Origin of the sequence: Acidovorax sp. YS12 (genome assembly GCA_021496925.1) — a bacterium.
Lineage (GTDB): Bacteria > Pseudomonadota > Gammaproteobacteria > Burkholderiales > Burkholderiaceae_C > Paenacidovorax.
On record CP053915.1, the window covers coordinates 4010608 to 4034578 of the forward strand.

The 23971-nt window shown below is 69.8% G+C and carries 22 protein-coding genes; 13 read left to right on the plus strand and 9 right to left on the minus strand.

Features of this window, described 5'->3' with window-relative positions:
- Position 1: 1 nt before the first annotated feature.
- Both YS110_17965 and YS110_17970 read right to left on the minus strand, forming a co-directional pair.
- Positions 2-2320, minus strand: coding sequence for a TonB-dependent siderophore receptor (locus tag YS110_17965; protein ID UJB66507.1), 2319 nt, complete (start codon positions 2318-2320; stop codon positions 2-4).
- Between the two features lie 226 nt (positions 2321-2546).
- Complete coding sequence (locus YS110_17970) at positions 2547-2909, minus strand: hypothetical protein (GenBank protein ID UJB66508.1); 363 nt, start codon at positions 2907-2909, stop codon at positions 2547-2549.
- A 107-nt stretch (positions 2910-3016) separates the two neighbouring features.
- Here YS110_17970 and YS110_17975 point away from each other — a divergent pair, with 107 nt between their 5' ends.
- Positions 3017-3769, plus strand: a complete 753-nt coding sequence (locus tag YS110_17975; GenBank protein UJB66509.1) for a hypothetical protein — start codon at positions 3017-3019, stop codon at positions 3767-3769.
- Positions 3770-3946: 177 nt separating this feature from the next.
- Here the strand turns inward: YS110_17975 and YS110_17980 are convergent, their stop codons facing one another.
- From YS110_17980 to YS110_17990, 3 genes are all read right to left on the minus strand, one after another.
- Complete coding sequence (locus YS110_17980; GenBank protein UJB66510.1) at positions 3947-4873, minus strand: MBL fold metallo-hydrolase; 927 nt, start codon at positions 4871-4873, stop codon at positions 3947-3949.
- Between the two features lie 94 nt (positions 4874-4967).
- Complete coding sequence (locus tag YS110_17985) at positions 4968-6647, minus strand: AMP-binding protein (GenBank protein UJB66511.1); 1680 nt, start codon at positions 6645-6647, stop codon at positions 4968-4970.
- A 62-nt stretch (positions 6648-6709) separates the two neighbouring features.
- A complete protein-coding gene (locus YS110_17990; GenBank protein UJB66512.1) occupies positions 6710-7444 on the minus strand; it encodes a hypothetical protein in 735 nt (244 codons plus the stop codon).
- Between the two features lie 107 nt (positions 7445-7551).
- Here YS110_17990 and YS110_17995 point away from each other — a divergent pair, with 107 nt between their 5' ends.
- Positions 7552-8460, plus strand: a complete 909-nt coding sequence (locus YS110_17995; protein UJB66513.1) for an alpha/beta fold hydrolase — start codon at positions 7552-7554, stop codon at positions 8458-8460.
- 15 nt (positions 8461-8475) lie between these two features.
- Here YS110_17995 and YS110_18000 read toward each other — a convergent pair whose 3' ends face one another.
- From YS110_18000 to YS110_18015, 4 genes are all read right to left on the minus strand, one after another.
- Complete coding sequence (locus tag YS110_18000; GenBank protein ID UJB66514.1) at positions 8476-9300, minus strand: phenylalanine 4-monooxygenase; 825 nt, start codon at positions 9298-9300, stop codon at positions 8476-8478.
- A gap of 17 nt (positions 9301-9317) precedes the next feature.
- Positions 9318-10445 (minus strand): 4-hydroxyphenylpyruvate dioxygenase, encoded by a 1128-nt coding sequence (gene hppD, locus YS110_18005; protein ID UJB66515.1) that lies wholly within the window; start codon positions 10443-10445, stop codon positions 9318-9320.
- A 142-nt stretch (positions 10446-10587) separates the two neighbouring features.
- A complete protein-coding gene (locus YS110_18010) occupies positions 10588-11382 on the minus strand; it encodes a lipase chaperone (protein UJB67511.1) in 795 nt (264 codons plus the stop codon).
- A gap of 140 nt (positions 11383-11522) precedes the next feature.
- Positions 11523-12455, minus strand: a complete 933-nt coding sequence (locus tag YS110_18015) for a triacylglycerol lipase (protein UJB66516.1) — start codon at positions 12453-12455, stop codon at positions 11523-11525.
- Positions 12456-12596: 141 nt separating this feature from the next.
- On the opposite strand from YS110_18015, the gene YS110_18020 reads away from it, so the two are divergent.
- The 11 genes from YS110_18020 (at position 12597) to YS110_18070 (ending at position 23943) form a co-directional block, all read left to right on the plus strand.
- Positions 12597-13070, plus strand: coding sequence for an Lrp/AsnC family transcriptional regulator (locus tag YS110_18020; GenBank protein UJB66517.1), 474 nt, complete (start codon positions 12597-12599; stop codon positions 13068-13070).
- Positions 13071-13217: 147 nt separating this feature from the next.
- A complete protein-coding gene (locus YS110_18025) occupies positions 13218-13952 on the plus strand; it encodes a GNAT family N-acetyltransferase (protein ID UJB67512.1) in 735 nt (244 codons plus the stop codon).
- Between the two features lie 90 nt (positions 13953-14042).
- Complete coding sequence (locus tag YS110_18030) at positions 14043-14927, plus strand: CBS domain-containing protein (protein UJB66518.1); 885 nt, start codon at positions 14043-14045, stop codon at positions 14925-14927.
- Positions 14927-16486, plus strand: coding sequence for an apolipoprotein N-acyltransferase (gene lnt, locus YS110_18035; GenBank protein ID UJB66519.1), 1560 nt, complete (start codon positions 14927-14929; stop codon positions 16484-16486). Before YS110_18030 ends, lnt begins: the two co-directional genes overlap by 1 nt.
- Before the next feature lie 171 nt (positions 16487-16657).
- Positions 16658-17182, plus strand: a complete 525-nt coding sequence (gene fabA / locus YS110_18040; GenBank protein UJB66520.1) for a bifunctional 3-hydroxydecanoyl-ACP dehydratase/trans-2-decenoyl-ACP isomerase — start codon at positions 16658-16660, stop codon at positions 17180-17182.
- On the plus strand, positions 17179-18399 hold the full coding sequence (gene fabB, locus YS110_18045; GenBank protein UJB66521.1) for a beta-ketoacyl-ACP synthase I: 1221 nt from the start codon (positions 17179-17181) through the stop codon (positions 18397-18399). The genes fabA and fabB overlap by 4 nt, the downstream gene beginning before the upstream one ends.
- Positions 18400-18543: 144 nt before the next feature.
- Positions 18544-19482, plus strand: coding sequence for a glycine--tRNA ligase subunit alpha (gene glyQ, locus YS110_18050; protein UJB66522.1), 939 nt, complete (start codon positions 18544-18546; stop codon positions 19480-19482).
- Positions 19483-19499: 17 nt separating this feature from the next.
- Positions 19500-21659, plus strand: a complete 2160-nt coding sequence (locus YS110_18055) for a glycine--tRNA ligase subunit beta (protein ID UJB66523.1) — start codon at positions 19500-19502, stop codon at positions 21657-21659.
- Between the two features lie 18 nt (positions 21660-21677).
- Positions 21678-22247 carry a D-glycero-beta-D-manno-heptose 1,7-bisphosphate 7-phosphatase gene (gmhB, locus tag YS110_18060; GenBank protein ID UJB66524.1) on the plus strand — a complete coding sequence of 190 codons (570 nt, stop codon included), beginning with the start codon at positions 21678-21680 and terminating at the stop codon, positions 22245-22247.
- A 67-nt stretch (positions 22248-22314) separates the two neighbouring features.
- A complete protein-coding gene (locus YS110_18065; protein UJB66525.1) occupies positions 22315-23052 on the plus strand; it encodes a 1-acyl-sn-glycerol-3-phosphate acyltransferase in 738 nt (245 codons plus the stop codon).
- Between the two features lie 15 nt (positions 23053-23067).
- A complete protein-coding gene (locus YS110_18070) occupies positions 23068-23943 on the plus strand; it encodes a M48 family metallopeptidase (protein UJB66526.1) in 876 nt (291 codons plus the stop codon).
- Positions 23944-23971 lie beyond the last annotated feature (28 nt).

The window sequence follows — 23971 nt, forward strand, 5'->3', positions numbered from 1 at the left end:
CTTACAAATCAAGGTTCAGCGTCAGGCGCACGGCGCGGGCGTCACCCTTATACAGGAAGGCGCCCGAGCGGTACACGGCGGTGTAATAGTCCTTGTTGGTCACGTTCAGCACGTTCAGGCGCAGGTCGGCCGTCTTGTTGATGCGGTAGGTGGCGAACAGGTCGTACACGCTGAAGCCGGGCACGGGCTGCGAGCACAGGCCCTGGGCGTTGTAGCCCGCGCCGGTGTCGGGCTGGCCGCCGCACTTGCCGCTTTCGTAGCGTGCCACGGCGCCCAGGCCGAAGTCGCGCGTGAATTGGTACTTGCCCTGGATGGTGACGGCGCGGTCGGCGAAGTTGGACAGCGGGTTGCCGACGTTGGCGGCATTCACCGAGTCCAGCACCTTGGACTTCATGAAGGCCACGCCCGCCTGCATCTGCAGCTCGCGCGTGACGTTGCCCGCCAGGCCGAATTCGATGCCCTGCACGCGGTTCTTGCCGGTGTTGAACATGCCGGCGGAGTCATAGCCGGTGCCGCTGGGCGCGGCTTCCATCACGTCCTTCTTGGTCGTGCGGAAGGCGGCGGCGGTGAACAGCAGCTTGTCGTCCAGCAGGTTCCACTTGGTGCCGATCTCGAAGTTCTGCGACAGCTCGGGCTTGGCGTTGGCGTTGCCCTTGGTGTCCACCACCAGGCCGCCGTAGCCAGCGCTGGTGCCCACGTCGGACTCGCCGCCGTTGATGTCCTGCGCGCTGCTGTAGCTGGCGTAGACCATGCCCATGGGGTTGATCTTGTAGCTCACGCCCAGGTGGCCGTTGAGCAGCGTGTCCTTGTAGCCGTAGTCGGCGGTCTGCGCGCCGGTGGCGGCGTTGTAGGTGGACAGGCTCAGGTCGGTGCGGTCGGCGCGCAGGCCGCCGAACACGGTCCACTTGTCGGTCAGGTCCACGGTGTCCATGATGGACAGCGCCAGCGCCTTCACGTGCCAGTCGCGGCCCATGGCGTTGCGGTCGTAGGTGCGGCCCGACAGGCCCCCCAGGTTGGGCAGCGGCACGCCGTTGGCGTCGGTGATGCAGAAGCCGTTGTTGGCGGTGGCCGTGGCGTTGGTGATGCAGTTCGGCTTGCCGTTGGTGGTGATCTTGTAGTTGCCCGACTTGACGCGGTGGTCGGTGTACTCGAAGCCGAAGATGAACTCATGCTTGAGGCCGCCGAGCTGCGCGTCCCAGCGCAGGTTGTCCTGGTGGGCGAAGTACTTCACGTCCTGCCAGCCGGTGTGGCCGCCGTCGATGGCGCCGCGCTGCGCCGTGGCGTTGAACGAGGCGCCGGTGGTGGCGTAGCCGTTGTCGGAGGTGCCGTAGCGCGTCAGGCTGGTGAGCTTGAGGTTGGGCGCCAGGCGGTAGGCGATGCGCGCCGAGATCGTGTCCACGTCGGACTGCACGAAGTCGTTGTCCTGCGCGTACACGGGCACGCCCTTGGCGGGGGTGCGGTACGGCGGCGTGCCGACGAGGTAGGCGCCCAGGTCGGGGCGCTTGTCCTTGGCGCGCAGGCCGTAGTAGTCGAGCGTGACGGACAGGTCCTTGTTCACTTCCCACAGGCCCGACAGCGCCAGGCCCTTGCGGCTGCGCTCGGAGGGGCTGCGGTCGGGCACGTCCTCGCCCGCATGCAGCACGTTGGCGCGCAGCGCGAAGCTCTCGCCGAAGGCCTTGTTCGCGTCCATGGTCACGCGGTGGTGGCCGTCGGTGCCGATGCCGGCGGAGACGCGCGTGAAGTCATAGTCCAGCGTGGCCTGCTTGGTCACGGCGTTGATCGCGCCGCCCGCTGAGCCGCGGCCCGCGAAGCTGGAGCTGGGGCCCTTGGTGATTTCGATCTGCTCGATGGCGAAGCTCTCGCGCGTGGTCATGCCGGTGTCGCGCAGGCCGTCCACGAACACGTCGGAGCGCGCTTCCTGGCCGCGGATGATGTAGCGGTCGCCGAAGGCGTTGCCGTTCTCGCCCGTGCCCAGGGTGATGCCGGGCTGCGCCGCCAGGATCTGCTTCAGGTCGGTCAGGCCCGAATCATCGATGGCCGCCTTGGTCACCACCGAGATGGTTTGCGGCGTTTCCGCCAGCGGGCGGGTGTGGCGCGCGTCGGCCGAGGTCTTGGCCTTGTAGGGCGCGCCGACTTCGGCGTTCGGGTTCGGGTCGATGGCCTGCTCCTGCACCGTCACGGTGGGCAGGGCGGTGGTGGCAGGCGCGGCGCTCTGGGCCATGGCGCCCAGGGGCAGCAGGACGGCGGAGGACAGCCCGGCGGCGGCCATGCCGTTGACCAGGCGCAGGCTCTTGGGCTTCTTCGTGCGAGAAGGATTCATGGTGTGAAAGGTGCTGAAGGTTGGAGGTGCGATGAAAACCCTGGAACGCGGAGGCATGTGCGGTAATGCAAAGCGCTCTCGTTCCCATTCTTGATACCGGTTAAACCGGCGTGGAATGTAATGGGTTGAAAGTAGTAGCGTCAAGTGCTACTTGCCGGCCGCGCAGCGGCGGTGGCCTTTGCGCAACAGCGCGCCGCGCCTGCGCTGGCGGGTAGTGCCTGGGCTACTACTGCTGCCGTTGCCCGTCGCCCGGGGGCGTGCCCGCGGGGCCGTCCACCCGGGCGCTGCGCACGTTGGCAACCTGGCCGCGCACCACGCGCCAGAAGTTGGAGGTGCCTTGCACCAGGCGCCACGCGCGCGAGCGGCCCGCCAGCACGCCGACCTCGGGCAGAACGTCGCGCAGGTTCTGGATGCCCAGGATCTTGAGGTATTTGCGGATGGTCGCCTGGCTGTGCATGAGCATGAGCACGCGCCAGCCATAGTGCCGGCCGAGCATGAGCATGCCGATCGCGCTTTCCAGCTCACTGAGGTCGCCATGGAATGCATCGGTGGCGCGGTCGATGATCTCGATGAGTTCTTTGTTCGTCATGGGGCGTGCGGGGGGCGCGATGGCCGCCAAGTTTATGTGAAGGCTGACCCGGTAAAATCGAATCATCAAATAGGAATCAATTTCAAATTCGATATGGCGGGGTACGCATGTTCGGAACTTTTCTCATCACGCTGCGGGAACTGGCTGAACTGGCACTGATCGCGGGCACCCTCGCCGTGGGGCTGGGGCAGGCCCGGCAGTGGGGGCTGGTGCGGCTGGTGCTGCTCAGCGTGCTGCTGGGCGCGGCCGTTGGCGGGGCGCTGGGGGCCAGCCTGCTGGACTGGGCCGAGCTCGACCTGCGCAGCACGGCGCTGCTGCACATCGGCATGGCCATCGGCATCCTGGTGCTGGTCAGCACCTCGCTGCTGGCCGAGTCGCGCATCACCCTGGGCACGGGCGCGTGGCTCAAGGGTGTGCTGGAGCGGCCCTGGGCGCCCTGGGCGGTGGCCTGCTTCGCCTGCTTCGTCGCGGGCCGGGAGGTGCTGGAGATCGTGGTGCTGCTGAACTCCGTCTGGAAGCCCGAGAGGGCCGCCGCGCAGCTGTCCGGCGTGGCCGCCGCGGCTGCGGCCGTGGTGCTGCTCGGGCTGGCCTGGAAGACGGTGGGCGCGCGCGTGCAGAGCCTGGCGCTGTTCCGCCTCTCGGCGCTGGTGACGGGCGTGGTGGCCGTGGAGCTTTTCCTCGACGGGATGGCCAGCTTCCTCTACGCGCAAGGCATGCTGTACGCGCCGGACCACTGGATGGTCGGCGTCTCGCGCGCCCTCGAAGCGGGGTCGTGGGTAGGCTGGGCGTGCCTTGCCATCATGGCGTTTCCCTCCGTGCTGGTGTTTCGCAGCCTGTGGCGCGAAGCGAGCCCGGCTTGAAATGAAACAACGACACCCCCCTGAGCGGCTGCGCCGCTTCCCCCCGCTCTCGCCACGCTGCGCGTGGCGGGCAGGGGGACTCATGCTCAGCGCAGCGGGGCGGCCCTTGCGCGGCGTCCGCTGGCCTGGGCCGCGCCGGTTTCATGGGCTGCGGGTGGCGCGTAGCACCATGAAAAATCAAGCGTTGTGCAGCACGTCGCCTTCGCGGGTGGCGGCGCCTGAGCGCACCAGGTCCTGCGCCAGCGCGTCGAGCCAGCCGGTGAGCGCCTGTTCGCTGAAATAGCGCGCATGCAGCATGCCGAAATAGGGCGTGGCCGTGGCCCAGGCGAGCAGGTCGGCGCGTGCGATCTGCTGCCATTCGAGCAGCTTGTACTTGAGCAGCACCTTGGCCGCGTACAGCGCATGCTTGGCCGGGCTGCGCACGAAACCCTCCAGTCGCTGGCGCGCGCCGGCGAGCGCGCGCGGCGCGTCGTGAAACACCGGGCCGTGGCCGGGGACCACGGTGCGCGGCGCGAGCCGCTCGATCAGGTCGAACGTGGCGGCCACGTCGGCGAAGGCCTGCGCGCCTTCCAGCTCGGGGAAGACCACGCCGAAGCCGTTTTCCCACAGCGCGTCGGCCGACAGCAGGATGCGCGCCTGCGGCTCGAACAGCACCACCGAGTGCGGGTCGTGCCCCGGCGCGGCGTGCACTTGCCAGGGCTTGTCGCCCAGCAGCACGCAGGAGCCCGGCTCCAGCAGCATGTCGGCGCGGAACGGCGGGCAGTGCTGGCCGGTGGGGGTGTAGCTCAGCGCGTAGGCATCCCAGGCGCGCACGTGGGGCGCCTGGCCTGGCGGGATGGCCGTGCGCACGCCGGGCCACGCCGCTTGCAGCGCGGCGTTGCCGCCGCAGTGGTCGCTGTGCAGGTGGGTGTTGAGCACGCGGTCCAGCGGCCGTCCGTCCAGGCAGGTGGCCACCAGCGCCACGGTCTGTTCGGCATGGCTGTGGTAGCCGGTGTCCACCAGGGCGGTGTCGTGCCGGCCGATGAAGAGGATGTTGTTGGCGGACAGCCAGCCGCGCTCCAATACGGTGATTTCAGGCGGCAACCCAGGCGGGGAAAGCGTCATCAGCTATCAAGAAAAGAGTAATCGCAGTGATCCATGGCGCGTCACCCGCGGCCCATGAACCCGGCGCGGAGGCCCGCGGACGCCGCGCTGGGGTTCAACTGCGCAGCTCGCGCCGGAGGATTTTGCCGACGTTGGTCTTGGGCAGCTCCTCGCGGAATTCTATGTACTTGGGCCGCTTGTAGCCGGTCAGGTTGTCGTGGCAGTAGCGCACCAGCGTGTCCTCGGTCAGCGAGGCGTCGCTCTTGATGACGAAGATCTTGATGGCCTCGCCCGATTTCTCATCCGCCACGCCCACCGCCGCGCATTCCAGCACCCCGGGGCACAGCGAGATGACCTGCTCCAGCTCGTTCGGGAAGACGTTGAAGCCCGAGACGATGATCATGTCCTTCTTGCGGTCGATGATGCGCGTGTAGCCCGCCTCGTCCATGATGCCGATGTCCCCGGTGCGCATGAAGCCGTCGGCCGTGAACGCCTTGGCCGTCTCCTCGGGCTGGTTGTAGTAGCCGCGCATGACGTTGGGGCCCTTGATGCAGATCTCGCCGCTCTGGCCCGTGGGCAGGCTGGCGCCCGCGTCGTCCTTGATGGCGATCTCGATGCCCGGCAGCGGCAGGCCGATGGTGCCGGTGAAGCTGGTGTTGCCCACCGGGTTGTTGGTGCCGATGGCGCAGGTCTCGCTCATGCCCCAGCCCTCGATCATGGTGCTGCCCGTGGCCTGCTGCCACTGGCGCGCCGTGCCTTCGGCGGCGGCCATGCCGCCGGCCTGGGAAACGCACAGTTGCGAGAAATCGAGCTTGCGGAACTGCGGGTTCTGCAGCAGCGCGTTGAACAGCGTGTTCACCGCGGGCAGCATGTGGAAGGGGCGCTTCTTCAGCACGTCGACGAACTTCGGGATGTCGCGCGGGTTGGGAATCAGCGTCAGGCTCGACCCCTGGCGGATCGCCAGCAGGCACAGCGTGAGCGCGAAGATGTGGTAGAGCGGCAGCGCCGCGATGCTGTTGGCCTTGCTCAGGTCGCCGATCTTGGCCAGCGCCGGGGTGAACCAGGCCTCGGCTTGCAGCGTGGCGGCAATGATGTTGCGGTGCGTCAGCACGGCGCCCTTGGACAGGCCGGTGGTGCCGCCGGTGTACTGCAGGAAGGCGATGGAGTCGTGGGTAGCCTGGCTCGGCTGGAGCCTGCGTGCACGGCCCAGTGCCAGGGCCTTCTTGAAGGGCGTGACCTGGCGGCCGCCGGTCAGTGGCAGGGCGTACGGCGGCACCATCTTCGCCAGGTGGCGCACGGCGAAGGTGATCCAGCGGCCGTACCAGGCACCCAGCATGTCGCCCATGGAGGCGATGCAGACATGCTGGATGTGCGTGTGCTCGATGACCTCGGCCAGGGTGTGGGCGAAGTTCTCCAGGATCACGATGGCCGTGGCGCCCGAGTCCTTGAGCTGGTGCTCCAGCTCGCGCGCGGTGTACAGCGGGTTCACGTTCACGCAGGTGAAGCCCGCGCGCAGCACGCCGGCCATGGTCACGCCGAACTGCGGCACGTTGGGCAGCATGATGGCCACGCGCGCGTCCGGCGCCAGCCCCAGGCCCTGCAGCCACGCGCCCAGGGCGGCGCTGTGGCGGTCCAGCTCCCCGTAGGTCATCCAGCGGTCCATGCAGACCGAGAAGGGGCTGGCGGCGTGCTGGCGGAACGATTCCTCCAGCAGGTGCGGCACCGAGCGGTACTGGTCGGGGTCGATATCGTGCGGTACGCCGGGGGGGTAGCTTTTGAGCCAGGTTTTTTCCATGCAAGAACCTTGAATGCGCCAGGGAAGTTGGCAGGCATTGTGGGTGCGCCCCCCGGCCAGGGCTATCGGGCTTGTCCCAGGGTCTGGCGCAATGCTGTCTCGCATGCGACAGGCGACGCGCCGAACAGCTGCTCCAGCAGGGCGCCCTCGCGCTGCGCAATGGTGCCGAGGAAGTGGGCCACCGCGCCGCGCGTGCGCGCCAGGGTGCCGAAGGTGTCGAAGCCGGCTTCCAGAAAGCGCTGCAGCTCGCTCAGCCCGGCGGCCTGGGCCGGGCCGCGCATCATGCGCAGCATGGTGCGCAGGCCGGGCTTGGCGGTCAGCCGCGCCAGGTCCTGCCCCATGGCCAGCACACTGGCGAGCTGCGCCTGGCGCGCCTGCGGCTGGCCCACCTGGCGCCAGGCGGCCACGTAGCGCGCGGCCGGGTCGCCGGGCAGGCCGTCCCAGGTGGCGCCCATGGCATGGTCGAGCTGCTCGGTCTGCGCATGCAATTGCGCCAGCGCCACGGCCATGTCCACCACCGGGCGGGGGAACAGCGTCTGCAGCGTGCCGGCGATGCGCCCGAACTGCGCGTCGCGCGCCTGGTAGTCGGCGCTGCCGTACAGCTCGGCCAGGAAGAAGCGCGCCGCCGGCGCGTACAGCACGGAGGCCAGCAGGTCGGCATAGGTGCCGCGAAAGCGCGCCGATTGCAGCGCCTTGACGGCGTGCACCGCCGCGCCCCAGGCGGGCGTGTCGGTGCGCTGCTGGCGCAGGGCCGTTACCTCGGCGATGCAGTGGCGGATGGTCTGGGCGGCGTCCATGGTATTTTCGGGCGGGTTGGCGCTGTGCAGAGAAATATAAGCCAAATCACCCTCCAAGGCCCATGCAGCAAGCGCGGGCAGCTATCAAAAAGAGAGTTCTCCCTATCATGAACGCCCGCTGGCAGCAAGCCCTCTCGCTCACGCTCCTGTGCGCCGCAGCCGCCTGGCTGGCCTGGCAGTGGCCCCGCTCGCCCGCCGTGGCGCTGGCGGGCCTGGCCGTGCTGGCGCTGTGGAGCCTGGCGTGGCTGGGGCTGCAGTTCGCGCTGATGCGGTACGTCAACCGCGGCGATCCCGCGCCGCGCGCGGGCCGCTGGCAGTGCCTGCGCGCCTGGTGGGCCGAGGCCGGCGTGGCGACGCTGCTGTTCGGCTGGCGCCAGCCGTTCCGCCACGCCGCCTGCCCGGACTGGCTGCCGGCCCAGGAGGCCGGGGGCGCCCCAGGCCGGGGCGTGGTGCTGGTGCACGGCTTCATGTGCAACCGCGGGATCTGGAACCGCTGGATGCGCCTGCTGCGCGCACGCGGCCATGCCCATGTGGCGGTGACGCTGGAGCCGGTGCTGGGCTCGATCGACGGGTATGCGGCGCAGATCGACGATGCCGTGCGCCGCGTCACGGCCGCCACGGGGTGCCCCCCGGTGCTGCTGTGCCACAGCATGGGGGGGCTGGCCGCGCGCGCCTGGCTGCGCGCCGTGCCGGGCGCAGACGCGCGCGTGCACCGCGTCATCACCCTGGGAACGCCCCACGGTGGCACCTGGGCGGCGCGCTGGAGCCGCGCCGGCAACGGCCGTCAGATGCGCCTGGACGGCGACTGGCTGCGCCAGCTCGCGCAGGCCGAGCCGGCCCAGCGGCGCGCGCTGTTCACCTGCTGGTATTCCAACTGCGACAACATCGTCTTTCCCGCCAGCACGGCGGCGCTGGCGGGGGCCGACAACCGCTTCATCGCCGGCGTGGCCCATTTGCAGATGGTGGACGCACCCGCGGTGGTGCGGGCCTGCCTGGCGGACATCGCGCGGGACTGAGGCCCCGATGGCGGGTCAGTGCGCGCTGGCGGCGAATTCCGGCAGCTTGCGCAGGCAGGCGTAGAGCGGCGTGAAGTCGGGCTCGGTGAGCGCGAACAGCTGCTCGAAGCTCTCGGCCACGAAGTAGGTCTGCTGGTAGCTGTCGATCTTGTAGCGCGTGCGCATGGTGCGCTCGATCTGCAGCGGCAGGCGCTGCGGTTCGGCGCTGCGCACGGCGTAGGCCAGCTCGCCGGCGGAGCTCAGGATGCCGGCGCCGTAGGCGCGCAGCGCGCCGCGCTCGCGGATCAGCCCGAACTCGATGGTGTACCAGTACAGGCGCGCGAGCATCTCGCAGGCGCCGAGCCGCTGGGCCTTGAGCCCGCCCTGGCCATAGCGCTGCACGTAGTCGGCGAACACGGGGTTGAACAGCAGCGGCACGTGGCCGAACAGGTCGTGGAAGATGTCCGGCTCGACGATGTAGTCGAATTCCGCGGGCGTGCGGATCCAGTCCGTCACCGGGAACTTGCGGTTCGCCAGCAGCGTGAAGAACGGCACTTCCGGGATCAGGCCGGGCACGGCCACGAGCTGCCAGCGCGTGGCGCGGTACAGGCGCTCGCTGACTTCCTCCAGGCGCGGGATGCGCTCCTTGGCGCCGAGCAGCGGCAGCGCGTCGATGAAGTGCTGGCTGGCCAGGCCGGGCAGCTGGGCCGACTGGCGCTCGTACAGGCGGTGGTAGAGGTCGTGGTCCTGCGCGGTGTAGGCGGCGTAGTCCTGCGCGCAGGTGTAGTCGTCGGCGGCGCGGTCATAGTCGCCGCGCGGCGGCCGCGCGCTGGCGCCATAGACGGCGGGGTTGACTGCCATGGCCGGGGCTCCCGGGCTCAGAGCACGCCGCGGCGCATCTGGTCGAGCTCGATGCTCTCGAACAGGGCCTTGAAGTTGCCGTTGCCGAAGCCGTCGTCGCCCTTGCGCTGGATGAACTCGAAGAAGATCGGCCCGAGCTGGTTCTCGCTGAAGATCTGCAGCAGGATGGCGCCCTGCTTGCCGTCGATGAGGATCTTGCGCCGGTGCAGTTCCTGCACGTCCTCGCCGTGGCCGGGGATGCGCTTGTCGATCAGCTCGTAGTAGGTGTCGATGGTGTCGAGCAGGCGCACGCCGCTGGCCTGCAGGCCGTCCACCGTGGCGTAGAGGTCGTCCGAGCCCATGGCGATGTGCTGGATGCCCTCGCCCTTGTACATGTCCAGGTACTCCTGGATCTGGCCGGGCTTGTCCTTGCCTTCCTCGTTGATGGGGATGCGGATCTTGCCGCAGGGGCTGGTCATGGCCTTGCTCTTGACGCCCGTGACCTGGCCCTCGATGTCGAAGTACCGGATCTCGCGGAAATTGAACAGGCGCTCGTAGAAGCCGGCCCATTCCACCATGCGGCCGCGGTGCACGTTGTGCGTCAGGTGGTCGATGTAGGTCAGCCCGTGGCCCCGGGGCGCGAGCATTTCCTCGGTGCCGATGCCCGGCAGCGGCACGAAGTCCACGTCGAAGAAGCCGATGTTGCCGATGTCGCCGGGCTGTGCGCCGTTCTTGCCGCGCCAGCGGTCCACCAGGTAGATCAGGCTGTCGCCGATGCCCTTGATGGCGGGAATGTTCAGCTCGCCCGGGCCGGCCTGGCCCGCATAGCCCCAGGCGCCGAGGTTCAGCGCGCGCTCGTAGGCGGCCTTGGCGTCGTGCACGCGGAAGGCGATGGCGCACACGCTCGGCCCGTGCAGGCGCGCGAAGCGCTGGGCGAACGAGTCGGGCTCGGCATTGATGATGAAGTTGATCTCGCCCTGGCGGTACAGCAGCACGTTCTTGTGGCGGTGCCGCGCCACAGCCTTGAAGCCCATGCGCTCGAACGCCTGGCCCATGGCCTGCGGATCGGGGGCCGCGTACTCGATGAACTCGAAGCCGTCGGTGCCCATGGGGTTGTCCCAGGCGGCGGTGGCGTTCGTGGCGGTGGCGGGCAGGGCGGCGTTCATGGTGTCTCCGTGTGGTTGGGGTTCTGCTGCCCACTGTAAGGATGACGGAGATCAGCATTTGCGCGAAATATGCCGCTGGCGTGCGATGTTTTGCAGGAATTTTGCGCAATGTCAGTGCATTGCGCTTTTTGCTGCGTGTGTTCTATGGCGCCGCCTGGCCCTGCTGCGCCCGCAGGGCCAGCGCCGCGTCGATGCGCAGCTGCTCCTGCGGGGTGAACAGCCTGCCGCGCAGCTGCTGCAGGCCGCCGTCGTCCAGGCCCTGGCCCAGGGCCTGCCGGTACTGGTCCAGCCGCGCGTTCCAGTCGCGTTCCTCATGGTCGAGCCGTGCCATGCGTTCGGCGGCCTCGGTGCCGTACAGGGCGCTGCGCTGCGCCAGGCGCGTGGCGTCGTCGGCGCCCTGCGCGTCGAAGGCGGCGGTTTGCCGCGCCGCATCCACGTGGGCGACGGAGGCCGCGCGGTCCGCGCGCGCCGCGGGCGGGAGCAGGGCCTCGGCCTCGGCCAGGGCCTGCTGCCGCTGCGCCGCGGAGAGGTGGGACTGGCGTTCGATGTCCAGGCGGGCCAGCGTGTACTGGTCCAGTTGCAGCTGTGCGCCGAACAGGGCGTCGTACTCCTCGGCGCTGAAGTGCTGCAGCTGCAGCGTGCGCAGCTGCGCCATGGCGCCGCGCAGGGCGTCGGGGTCCAGCGGGTCGGCCGGGGGCTTGAGCTGGCCCAGCGCCACGCGGTAGTCCACGTAGCGGCGCGCCAGCGCCAGCGCGCTTTGCGCCAGCGCGGGCGGAAAGTGCTGGGCCACCAGCGCGCCCAGCTTTGCCTTGAGGGCTTGCGGGTCGCTGGCGGGGCCCGCCGCGTGCAGCAGCGCCTCCAGCGCGTCGCGCAGGCCGGGGGTGAGCAGGGCCTGCGGGCTGGCCGGGCCGGGGCCGGCCGGGGTGGCGCCGGCCATGGGCGCTGACCCTGCGGCCCCGGCCACGGCGGGCGCGGGGCCTGCCGGGGCAGGGGCCGGGCTGCTGCCCGGCAGCCACCACCACAGCACCCCTGCGCCGGCCAGCATGCCGGCGCCGGTCCACGCCCACGCCCGGCGCGTCACAGTCCCAGGCCCTTGAGGCGTGTGGCGTGCTCGCGGTACAGCGTCACCGGGTCGGTGGCGAACCAGTCGCGCAGGCCCAGGAGCTGGTTGACTTCGTCCAGGTGGTTCTGCGCGTAGTCGCCCAGGCTCTTGCCCAGGCGCGAGGAGCAGGCCGAGACCAGCCCGTCGTTGGCCTCCCCGAACACCAGCCCCAGCAGGGCCAGCGGCGCATCGCTCAGGTCGAGCAGGTTGGTGGCGGTGCGCGTGCCGGTCCACGAGTAGTAGCGCACGCCGTTCACCTGTTCCGCGCCGCTGCCGCAGCCGCTGCCGGGCACGCCGGCGCCGAAGCGCTGGTTGAAGCGCGCCGAGCCTGCGGTGCTCAGGGAGTCGAGCGCGGCCGTGGGCATCTGCGGCAGGCCGGTGCCGCCCGAGGCGACGTTGATGAGGCTGACCAGCGCCTTGGCGGCGGTGTTGGCCACGGCCTCGCTCACGCTGCCGGCGGGGGCCACGCCGCGCACGATGTCGGCCACGCGCGAGCCCCGGTTGACGCCGCCCACGGAGGTGACCGAGGCCACGAGCTGGGGCGCCACGCCCGCGACGTAGCGGGCCGTGGGGCCGCCGTGCGAATGGCCGATCAGGTTGACCTTGGCCGCCCCGGACAGCGCCAGGATGTTCTTCACCTGCGCCAGCAGCTGTTCGCCGCGCACCTCGGTGCTGTTGGCGGCGGACACCTGGGCCACGTAGACCTTGGCGCCGTCGCGGCGCAGCGCGTCGGGAATGCCGTAGAAGTAGTCGATGCCCAGCGCCGAATCGAAGCCGAACAGGCCGTGCACCAGCACGATGGGGTAGCGCGTCTGCGTGGCGGTGCCCGCGTGCGCGGCCTGCCAAAGGGCCAGCGCGGCGCAGGCAACGACGAAGCCGCGCAGCGCGCGGCGCAATAAATCGGTCATGAATGTCTCCTGGTGGTTGTTTTGCGAAAAACGAACGACCGTGCGTTTTTCGGAGGACTATTTTTGGGGCAACGGCTTCGGCCAAGTCCTGGGATTTACCCGGTGCGCGGCGCCGCCGCCCCGATGCGCTAGAGTCGCCCGATGACCGCACTGGACAAACTGGACCGCGCCATCCTGCGCTGCCTGCAGGACAACGGGCGTGAAACCTACGACGTCATCGGGGCGCAGGTGGGCCTCTCGCCCAGCGCCGTGCTGCGGCGGGTGCGGCGGCTGGAGGAGGGCGGCGTCATCGCCCGCTATGTGGCCCTGGTGCCGCCCGAGGCCGTGGGGCTGGGGCTGACGGCCTACCTTAACGTGCGGCTGGAAAAGCACACTGAGAGCCACAAGCGCAACCCCATGGACCTGTTCCGCGCCAGCGTGCAGACCTGGCCCGAGGTGGTGGAGTGCGCGGCCCTCACCGGCGAGATGGACTACCTGCTGCGCGTGGTGGTGGCCGACATGGCGCACTACAGCCGCTTCATCATGGACACGCTGCTCAAGCACCCCAGCGTGCAGGACTGCAAGACCAGCTTCGTGCTCGACCGGGTCAAGGCGACCACGGCCATCCCCGTATAAACCCTCTGGTGGCGGACTCCGGGCTGGGCAACGCTGCGGCTTCGCTCCACCACGGCGGCGCCGCGCCGTGAATGGCCTTACGTTTTTTGTTGCATTGCAGCAAATAGTTGGATGACTCTAGGTGAAAACCCTATAGTCGTGCCCATGATGATCGCTACCAAAGACTGGATCAAAGCCTCTTACGACGCCGGACGCCACTGGATGCAGCCGCTGACCGAAGGCGGCCGCGCGCACCAGGAGCATGCCTCGCTCGTGCCCCTGATGGTGCCTATCCGTTCGCTGGGCGCGCAGCATCGCCAGCGTATCGAGGACCACCTGCTGGCGCTCGAGCCGTCCGACCGCTACCTGCGTTTCGGCTACGCGGCCAACGACGACCAGGTGCGCCGCTATGCGCAGCAGCTCGACTTCGAGCGCGACGAAATCTTCGGCATCTTCAACCGCCGCCTGGAACTGGTGGCCATGGCCCATGTCGCGTACGCCGACCAGCCGGGCCACCAGCAGTGCGCGGAGTTCGGCGTCTCGGTGCTGAGCCGGGCGCGCGGGCGCGGCTACGGCGCGCGCCTGTTCGACCGCGCCGTCATGCATGCGCGCAACCATGGGGTGAACATGCTGTTCATCCACGCGCTGTCGGAAAACACCGCCATGCTGAAGATTGCGCGCAACGCCGGCGCCACGGTGGAGCGCGACGGCAGCGAGTCCGAGGCCTACCTGCAGCTGCCGCCCGCCAACCTGGATTCGCGCATGGCGCAGATCGTCGAGCAGCAGTTCGCCGAGATGGACTACTCGCTCAAGAAGCAGGCCAAGCAGTTCTGGGACTTCCTGGCGCACCTGCAGGAAATCCGCCAGGGCGTGCGCGAAGGCCGCCACAAGGCCGCCGAGTAGCCCCCGGCGGCGGGTTGCCGCCGCGCTGTCATGGCAATCCGCTATCCTTGGCGGCTTGTTCCACCACCGCATGTCCTGCACGCCAAGACTGTGCCTGAGCCCTCTCCTGCGCGAGCGCCTGAAAAGGAAGACAAACGCTCGTTTTTCCAGAAGGTCGCCGAGTTCATCCACCCCGGCCCCGATTCCCGCGCCGAACTGATCGAAACCCTGGCCGAGGCCGAGGACAACGAGATCATCGGCGCCGACTCGCGCGTCATGCTGGAGCGCGTGATCCGCATGGCCGACATGACCGCCGGCGACGTGATGGTGGCGGCCCCGCGCATGGACATCGTCAACATCGACGCGCCGCTGGAGGAAATCCTGCACCTGGCGATCGGCACCGCGCATTCGCGCTTTCCGGTGTACCAGGGCGAGCGCGAGAACATCATCGGCACGCTGATGGCCAAGGACCTGCTCAAGCTGCAGCGTTCGCCGGACCTCAGCATCCGCACCCTGCTGCGCCCCGCTGTGTTCGTGCCCGAGAGCAAGGGCCTGAACGACCTGCTGCGCGAGTTCCGCGGCACGCGCAACCACCAGGCCATCGTCATCGACGAGTTCGGCCGTGTCGCCGGGCTCATCACCATCGAGGACGTGATCGAGCAGATCGTCGGCGAGATCGAGGACGAATTCGACATCGCCGAGGACGAGGGCGACATCTTCGGCCTGGCCGACCACACCTACCGCGTGTCGGGCGACACGCCGGTGGAGCGCGTGGCCGAGGCTTTCAACGTCACCATCCGCAGCAGTGACCCCGAAGAGGATTTCGACACCATCGGCGGCCTGATCGCGCACGAGATCGGCCATGTGCCCAAGCGCGGCGAGCAGACCGATCTGGCCGGGCTGCGCTTCGTCGTGCTGCACACCAAGGGCGGCGCGGTGCGCTGGTTCAAGGTGGCGCCTGTGCCCGCCGGCGAAGCCGCGGACCGCGCGCGCTGATGCGGCGCGGCGCGGCCGGTGCCGCGGCCCCCGCTGTGGCCCTTGCCGCGGCCCTTCTTGCGGCGGGCGGCGCGCAGGCCCTGGCGCTGGCCTGGCCGGGCTCGGGCCAGCCGCTGTGGTGGCTGCAGATCGTGTCCCTGGCGGGCTTCGCCTGGCTGCTGCGCCGCGCGCCAGGTGCGTTGGGCGCGGCGCTGCGCGGCTGGCTCTTCGCCACGGCCTGGCTGGTGGGCACGTTCTGGTGGCTGTTCATCTCCATGCACACCTACGGCGGGCTGGCGGCGCCGCTGGCGGCGCTGGCGGTGCTGGGGCTGGCGGCGTTTCTCGGTTCGTACTACGCCGTCGCTTCATGGTGTTTTTTGGCTCTAAGGCCCAAGGGGCGAGCGCTTGCAGCTATTGTTTTCGCAGCACTCTGGCTGCTCGCCGAATTGGCGCGCGGCGTGCTGTGGACCGGCTTCCCCTGGGGCGCGGGCGGCTACGCGCACGCCGACGGCCCGCTGGCCGCGCTGGCGCGCTGGGGCGGGGTGTACGGCGTGGGCGCCCTGGCCGCCGCGCTGGCCATGGCGCTGGCCCAGGCGCGGCCCGCGGATCTGCTGCGGCTGCGTGCCTGGCTCGGGGCCGGTGCGCTGGCGCTGGTGCTCTGGGGCGCGGCGGACGGGCGGGAGCGCGCCCTGGCGCCGGAGCCCGAGGCAGCGCCGCCCCTGGGCGTGGCGCTGCTGCAGGGCAATATTCCGCAGGATGAGAAGTTCCAGCCCGGCTCGGGCGTGCCCCTGGCGCTGCGCTGGTACGGGCAGGAATTGCGCGCCGCACGGGCGCGGCTCGTGGTGGCGCCCGAGACCGCCATTCCGCTGCTGCCCCAGCAGTTGGAGCCGGGCTACCTGGAGCAACTGCGTTCGCGCTACAGCGCGCTGGACGGGACGCAGGCGGCGCTGGTGGGCATTCCGCTGGGCAGCTTCACGCAGGGCTACACCAATTCGGCGCTGGGCTGGGTGCCCGGGGCCATCGAGCCCTACCGCTACGACAAGCACCATCTCGTGCCCTTCGGCGAGTTCATTCCGCCGCTGTTCAAGTGGTTCACCGAGATGATGGACATCCCGCTGGGCGACTTCAACCGGGGCGGGCTGGGGCAGCCGTCCATGGCCTGGGCGGGCGAGCGCATCGCGCCCAACATCTGCTACGAGGATCTGTTCGGCGAGGAACTGGGCGCGCGCTTCGCCGACCCGCAGCAGGCCCCGACGATCTTCGTCAACCTGAGCAACATCGGCTGGTTCGGCGACAGCATCGCCATCGACCAGCACCTTGCCATCAGCCGCATGCGCGCGCTGGAGTTCGAGCGCCCCATGGTGCGCGCCACCAACACCGGGGCCACGGCCCTCATCGACCACCGGGGCCAGGTCACGCAGCGGCTGCCTGCGCACACCCGGGGCGTGCTGCTGGGCGAGGTTCAGGGGCGCACGGGCCTGACGCCCTTCGCCCGCTGGGTGGCGCGCGCGGGCCTGGCGCCGCTGTGGGGGCTGGGGCTGGCCGTGGTGGCGCTGGCCTGGTGGCGCCGCCGCCGTTGATCCATCGCAGCGCCGAGCGCATTCGGGGGATTTTGTGGCGCGTGCGCCACGTCTTGCTTCGATAATAGGGGCCTGCGTCCTGGCGCCGCGCCGCGGTTCCTGCGGCACACTATCCGGTTCTTGGTATTGGTATCGTGGCGGCGCAGCCGCCCCTTCGGAGCACAACTGACAATGGCTGAATCCTTTTCCTACGAACAACTGATCGCCTCGGGCGAGGGCCGGTTGTTCACCCCGGACAGCGGGCGCCTGCCGCTGCCCCCCATGCTGATGTTCGACCGCATCACGCACATCGACAGCGATGGCGGTGCGCATGGGCTCGGAAGGATCGTGGCCGAACTCGACGTCAAACCCGACCTGTGGTTCTTCGACTGCCATTTCCAGGGCGACCCGGTCATGCCCGGCTGCCTGGGGCTGGACGCCATGTGGCAGCTCATCGGCTTCTACCTCACCTGGCTGCGCCTGCCGGGCCGCGGCCGCGCACTGGGCGCGGGCGAGGTCAAGTTCACCGGCGAGGTGGGCCCCGACGTGAAACTCGTCACCTACGAGATCGACATCAAGCGCGTCATCAAGCGCAAGCTCAACATGGCCATCGGCGACGCGCGCCTGCTGGCCGACGGCAAGGAAATCTACGTCGCCAACGACTTGCGCGTGGGCCTGTTCCTGCGCGAGGGCGACCCGGCTAAGGAAGCGGCATGACCAAGAAGCGCGTAGTCATCACGGGCGCAGGCATCGTGTCCTGCATTGGCAACGATCTGGCGACCGTCGAGGCGGCGCTGCGCGCGAGCCGCAGCGGCATCAAGGCGGTGGAAAAGTTCACCGAGCTGGGCCTGCGCAGCCAGGTCGGTGGCGTGCCCGAGATCGACATCGAAGCGCGCATCGACCGCAAGCAGCTGCGCTTCATGGGCGACGCGGCGGCCTACGCGCAGATTGCGCTGGAAGACGCCATTGCCCAGGCCGGCCTGCCCCCTGAACAGGTCAGCCACCCGCGCACCGGCCTCATCATGGGCTCGGGCGGCGGCTCGCCGGCCAACCAGATCGAGGCCGCCGACACGCTGCGCGAGAAGGGCATCCGCCGCGTCGGGCCGTACCAGGTCACGCGCTGCATGAGTTCCACCGTGTCGGCCTGCCTGGCGACGAACTTCAAGGTCAAGGGCATCAACTACTCCATCACCTCGGCCTGCTCCACCTCGGCGCACTGCATCGGCGCGGCCGCGCAGCAGATTGCCTGGGGCCTGCAGGACGTGATGTTCGCCGGCGGCGGCGAGGAGCTGTCCTGGGGCATGTCGCTGCTGTTCGACGGCATGGGCGCCATGTCGAGCAAGTACAACGCCACGCCCGAGAAAGCCTCGCGCGCCTATGACGCGAACCGCGACGGCTTCGTCATCGCCGGCGGCGGCGGCGCCGTGGTGCTGGAAAGCCTGGAGCACGCCCAGGCGCGCGGCGCCACCATCCTGGCCGAGGTCGTGGGCTTCGGCGCCACGAGCGACGGCGAGGACATGGTCGCGCCCTCGGGCGACGGCGCCATCGCCTGCATGAAGCAGGCCATGGAGGGGCTGGACGCGCCCATCGACTACATCAACACCCACGGCACTTCCACACCCGTGGGCGACATGCAGGAAGTGCGCGCCATGCAGGCAGTGTTCGGCGACGCCGTGCCGCCGTTCTCCAGCACCAAGTCGCTCACCGGCCACTCGCTGGGCGCCACGGGCGTGCAGGAGGCGATCTACTGCCTGATCATGCTGAACAAGGGCTTCATTGCCGGCTCGGCCAACGTGGAGACGCCCGACCCGCTGCTCGGCGGCATGCCGCTGGTGACGCAGACGCGCGATGCGCAGCTCACCCACGTGCTGTCCAACAGCTTCGGCTTCGGCGGCACCAACGCCAGCCTGGTGCTGCGGCGCTGGGCGGCGTGATGCGCTCCTGAAAGAAGAGCTGTCAGCGCTTGCTGCATAAGCGCTGGCGGCCTTTTTTATTCATAAATCACGGGGCGGGGCGCGGCCCGTAAAATGGCGGGTTCGCGCGCTTTTGCGCCCTTCCATCCAACGAATCTCCGGGCCATGCTGACCTTCCAACAAATCATCCTCAAGCTGCAGTCGTACTGGGCTGAGCAGGGCTGCGCCCTCTTGCAGCCCTACGACATGGAGGTGGGCGCTGGCACCTCGCACACCGCCACCTTCCTGCGCGCCCTGGGCCCCGAGCCCTGGAAGGCCGCCTACGTGCAGCCCAGCCGCCGCCCCAAGGACGGGCGCTACGGCGAGAACCCCAACCGCCTGCAGCACTACTACCAGTACCAGGTGGTGCTCAAGCCCGCGCCGGCCAACATCCTGGAGCTGTACCTGGGCTCGCTCGAAGCGCTGGGGTTCGACCTGAAGAAGAACGACATTCGCTTCGTCGAGGACGACTGGGAGAACCCCACGCTCGGCGCCTGGGGCCTGGGCTGGGAGGTCTGGCTCAACGGCATGGAGGTGACGCAGTTCACCTACTTCCAGCAGGTCGGCGGCATCGACTGCAAGCCCGCCACGGGCGAGATCACCTACGGCCTGGAGCGCCTGGCCATGTACCTGCAGGGCGTGGACAACGTCTACAACCTGACCTGGACCGACGGCCTGACCTACGGCGACGTGTACCACCAGAACGAGGTCGAGCAGTCCACCTACAACTTCGAGCATTCCGACGCGGAGTTTCTTTTCACCGCCTTCGGCGCGCACGAGAAGCAGGCCCAGCACCTGATGGCCGAGCGGCTCGCGCTGCCCGCCTACGAGCAGGTGCTCAAGGCCGCGCACACCTTCAACCTGCTGGACGCGCGCGGCGCCATCTCGGTGACCGAGCGCGCCGCCTACATCGGCCGCATCCGCAACCTGGCGCGCGCCGTGGCCAAGGCCTATCTGGACAGCCGCGCGCGCCTGGGCTTCCCCATGGCGCCGAAGGCGCACGCCGACGAAGTGCTGGCCGAACTGGCCAAGGCGGCGGAACAACAGAACAAGAAGGCTGCCTGAGCAGGAGAGAGAACACCATGACCGCACCATCCAACCTGCTCGTCGAACTGTTCGTCGAGGAACTGCCCCCGAAGGCCCTGCAGAAGCTGGGCGACGCCTTCGCCCAGGTGCTGCTGGAGCAGCTCGCCGCCCAGGGGCTGGCCACCGGTGCCTCGCAGTGCACCGCCTACGCCTCGCCACGCCGCCTCGCGGCGCACATCACCGCCGTGCTGCCCCAGGCGGCCGACAAGGCCGTGTCGCAAAAGCTCATGCCCGTGTCCGTGGGCCTCGCGGCCGACGGCCAGCCGACGCCCGCGCTGCTGAAAAAGCTCGCCGCCCTGGGCGCCGATGCCAGCGCCGTGCCCGCCCTCCAGCGCGTGCACGACGGCAAGGCCGAGGTGCTGTACTTCGAGAGCACGGCCAAGGGCGCGCTGCTGGCCGAGGGCCTGCAGAAGGCGCTGGACGAAGCGGTGGCCAAGCTGCCCATCCCGAAGGTGATGCGCTACCAGTTGCAGGACGGCTGGAGCAGCGTGAACTTCGTGCGCCCGGCCCATGGCCTGGTGGCGCTGCATGGCGCCAGCGTGGTGCCGGTGGCGGTGCTGGGCCTGCAGGCGGGCAGCACGACGCAGGGTCACCGCTTCGAGGCCGCTGCGTGCCCCGTGGCGCTGCGCGATGCCGACAGCTACGCCGCGCAACTGCGCGAGGAGGGCGCGGTGATCGCCAGCTTCGCCGAGCGCCGCGCCGAGATCGCGCGCCAGCTCCAGGCCGCCGCGGAAAAAGTCGGCGGCGGCGTGCGCCCGATCGAGGACGCCGCGCTGCTCGACGAGGTCACGGCCCTGGTCGAGCGCCCCAACGTGCTGGTGTGCCAGTTCGAGCAGGAGTTCCTTGCCGTGCCGCAGGAATGCCTGATCCTGACCATGAAGGCCAACCAGAAGTACTTCCCGCTGCTCGACGCCGAGGGCAAGCTCACGCACCAGTTCCTGGTGGTGAGCAACATCAGCCCGCAGGACGCCAGCGCCGTCATCCAGGGCAACGAGCGCGTGGTGCGCCCGCGCCTGGCCGACGCCAAGTTCTTCTTCGACCAGGACCGCAAGAAGACCCTGGTCAGCCGCGTGGAGCAGCTCGCCAAGGTCGTGTACCACAACCAGCTCGGCACCCAGGGCGAGCGCGTGGAGCGCGTGCGCGCCATCGCCAAGGCCATCGGCGCGCAGCTGTTCGAGGCGCTGGCGGCGCAGCACCGCATTGACGGCACGCAGGATGCCGAGGTCGTGCAGGACTACCTGATGACCTGCGTGGACAACGCCGCGCTGCTGGCCAAGACCGACCTGGTCACCGACATGGTGGGCGAGTTCCCCGAGCTGCAGGGCATCATGGGCGGCTACTACGCCGTCAACGACGGGCTGCCCGACGACGTGGCCCATGCCATCGAGGACCACTACAAGCCGCGCTTCGCGGGCGACGCCCTGCCGCGCAACAACGTCGGCCTGGCCGTGGCGCTGGCCGACAAGCTGGAGACGCTGGTGGGCATGTTCGGCATCGGCAACCTGCCCACGGGCGACCGCGACCCGTTCGCGCTGCGCCGCCATGCGCTGGGCGTGATCCGCATGCTGGCCGAGCGTGACCTGCCGCTGGACCTCTCGGCCCTGCTGGCCGTCGCCACGCCGGCCTTCGGCGGCAAGATCGAGGACGCCTCGGCGCAGCTCGCCGACTTCATCTACGACCGCCTGGCCGGCAGCCTGCGCGAGCAGGGCTACAGCGCCCAGGAGGTCGATGCCGTGCTGGCCCTGCGCCCGCAGCGCCTGGCGCTGGTGCCCAAGCAACTGGCCGCGGTGCGCGCCTTCGCCGCGCTGCCCGAGGCGCCGGCCCTGGCCGCCGCCAACAAGCGCGTGACCAACATCCTCAAGAAGGCCGGCGAGGTCGATGCCCACGTGAACCCGGAACTGCTGCAGGAGCAGGCCGAGAAGGACCTCTACGCCGCGCTGCAGCGCTTCGTGCCCGAGGCCAACGCGCAGTTCCTGGCGGGCGACTACACCGGTAGCCTGCAGACCCTGGCCGTGCTGCGCGCCCCGGTGGACGCCTTCTTCGACGACGTGATGGTCAACGCCGAGCAGCTCGACCTGCGCCTGAACCGCCAGGGCCTGCTCAAGACGCTGCACGACGCCATGAACCGCGTGGCCGACCTGTCCCGCCTCGCCTGACACCCGCAGGGGCCGGCCATGAAAATCATCATCCTGGACCGCGACGGCACCCTCAACCAGCTGGGCGAGGAGTACATCACCACCCCCGCCGAGTGGCAGGCCGAGCACGGCGCGCTGGAGGCCGTGGCGCGGCTCAACCGCGCCGGCTGGCACGTCGTGGTGGCCACCAACCAGCCCGGCCTGGGGCGCGGCCTGCTCGACGTGCTGGCGCTCAACGCCATCCACGCCAAGATGCTGCGCCAGCTCGCCGCCCAGGGCGGGCGCATCGACGCCGTGTTCTACTGCCCCCACGTGCCCGACGACGGCTGCCACTGCCGCAAGCCCGCGCCGGGCCTGCTCACGCAGATCGCCGAGCGCTACGGCGTCGAGCCGCGCGACCTGCGCGTGGCCGGCAGCACCGCCGAGCACCTGCAGGCGGGCGCGGCCATCGGGGCGCAACTGCACCTGGTGTGCACCGGCCAGTCGGCCAGCCACGTGCCCGGCCAGCCGCTGCCGCCCGGCGTGCCCGAGGGCGCCCTGGCGCATGCCGACCTGCAGGCCTTCGCCGACCACCTGCTGGCGCCCGCGCCGCCGGCCCCCGGGGCTTGATTGCTATTGAAATAAGAGCTTCTGGCGCTTGCTGGACAAGCGCTGGAGGCCAAAAACGCTTCAAACCATGTCCTTGATCCGCTCCCTCCTCCACCTGCTCTGGATGGCCATCACCGTCGTGCCCTACACGCTGGCCATCCTGCTGGCCTCGCTGCTGGGCTGGCGCGGCCCGAAGCTGTACCGCATCGCCCGCGCCTGGCTGGCGCTGAGCGTGGACAGCGCGCGCGTCATCATGGGCATCCGCACGCGCGTCACCGGCATGGAGCACCTGCCCCGCGGCGAGCGCGACGGCGTGGTGCTGCTGGTCAAGCACCAGTCCACCTTCGAGACTTTCCTGATGCCGGCGATCATGCCGCACCCGCTGGCCTACGTGTTCAAGAAGGAACTGCTCTACATCCCGTTCTTTGGCTGGTCCATCGGCCGGCTGGACATGATCCACATCGACCGCGCGCAGCGCGCGCGCGCCTTCGTGCGCGTGATCCAGCAGGGCAAGAAGCTGCTCTCCGAGGGCGTGTGGGTCATCATGTTTCCCGAGGGCACGCGCATGCCGCGCGGCGAAAAGGGCACCTACCAGAGCAGCGGCGCGCGCCTGGCCATCGAGGCCGGCGTGCCCGTGGTGCCGGTGGCCGTCACCTCGGCCAAGTGTTGGCCGCGCAAGGCCCTGGTCAAGACGCCGGGCGTGGTCGATGTGTCGATCGGCCGCCCCATCGACTGCGCCGGGCGCAAGTCCGACGAGGTGATGCGCGAGGTGGAGGCGTGGATCGAGGCGGAAATGCGCCGCCTCGACCCTGAAGCCTACGCCTGACGCCGGTGCGCTGACATGCCCGCCTGGCTGCAGCAGGTGTTCGATTGGCTGGATGCGCCCCAGCCCGCCGCGTCCGCCCCCGCTCCCACGCCTGTGCCTGCGCCGCGCAGCCGCCGCATCGCGCCCACGGCCCCCCCTGGCGCGGGCGTTTTCAGCCACCCCGAGGCCAGCCGCGAGGTGCTGCTGGACGGCGTGCGCGTGGCCTACCGGCTGCAGCGCGCGCGGCGGCGCACCATCGGCTTCACCGTGGGGCCGGACGGCCTGGCGGTGCGCGCGCCCGGCTGGGTCACGCTCGCGGCGGTGGATGCCGCGCTGCAGGAGAAGGCCGCGTGGATCCTGCGCAAGCTTGGCGAGGCCAGCGCGCGCCAGCGCCGCCAGGCCGATGCGCGCATCGCCTGGGCCGACGGCGCCACGCTGCCGTACCTGGGCGAGGCCCTGACCCTGCGCCTCGACCCGTCGCAGCAGCGCCGCGGCATGCTGGCGGGGCCGGACGGCGGCGGCCCCGTCCTGTACCTGGGGCTGGCGCATGCGGCCCAGGACGCGCAGATCCGCGACGCCGCGCAGGCCTGGTTCAAGCACCAGGCGCGCGCGCACTTCACGGCGCGGCTGGAGCATTTCGCGCCGCTGCTGGGCGTGCGCTGGCGCAGCCTGCGCCTGTCGAGCGCGCAAACGCGCTGGGGCAGCGCGCGCGCCGACGGCTCCATCGCGCTGAACTGGCGCCTGCTGCACTACCGCCCGGCCATCATCGACTACGTGGTGGCGCACGAGCTCTCGCACCTGCGTGTGATGGACCACAGCCCGCGCTTCTGGGACACCGTGGCCGAGGTCGTGCCCGACTACGGCCGCCTGCGCCAGCAGCTGCGCGAGCAGCCCGCGCCGCCGTGGGAGTAGCGCGGGCGCGGCGCCGGATTCGGTCAGA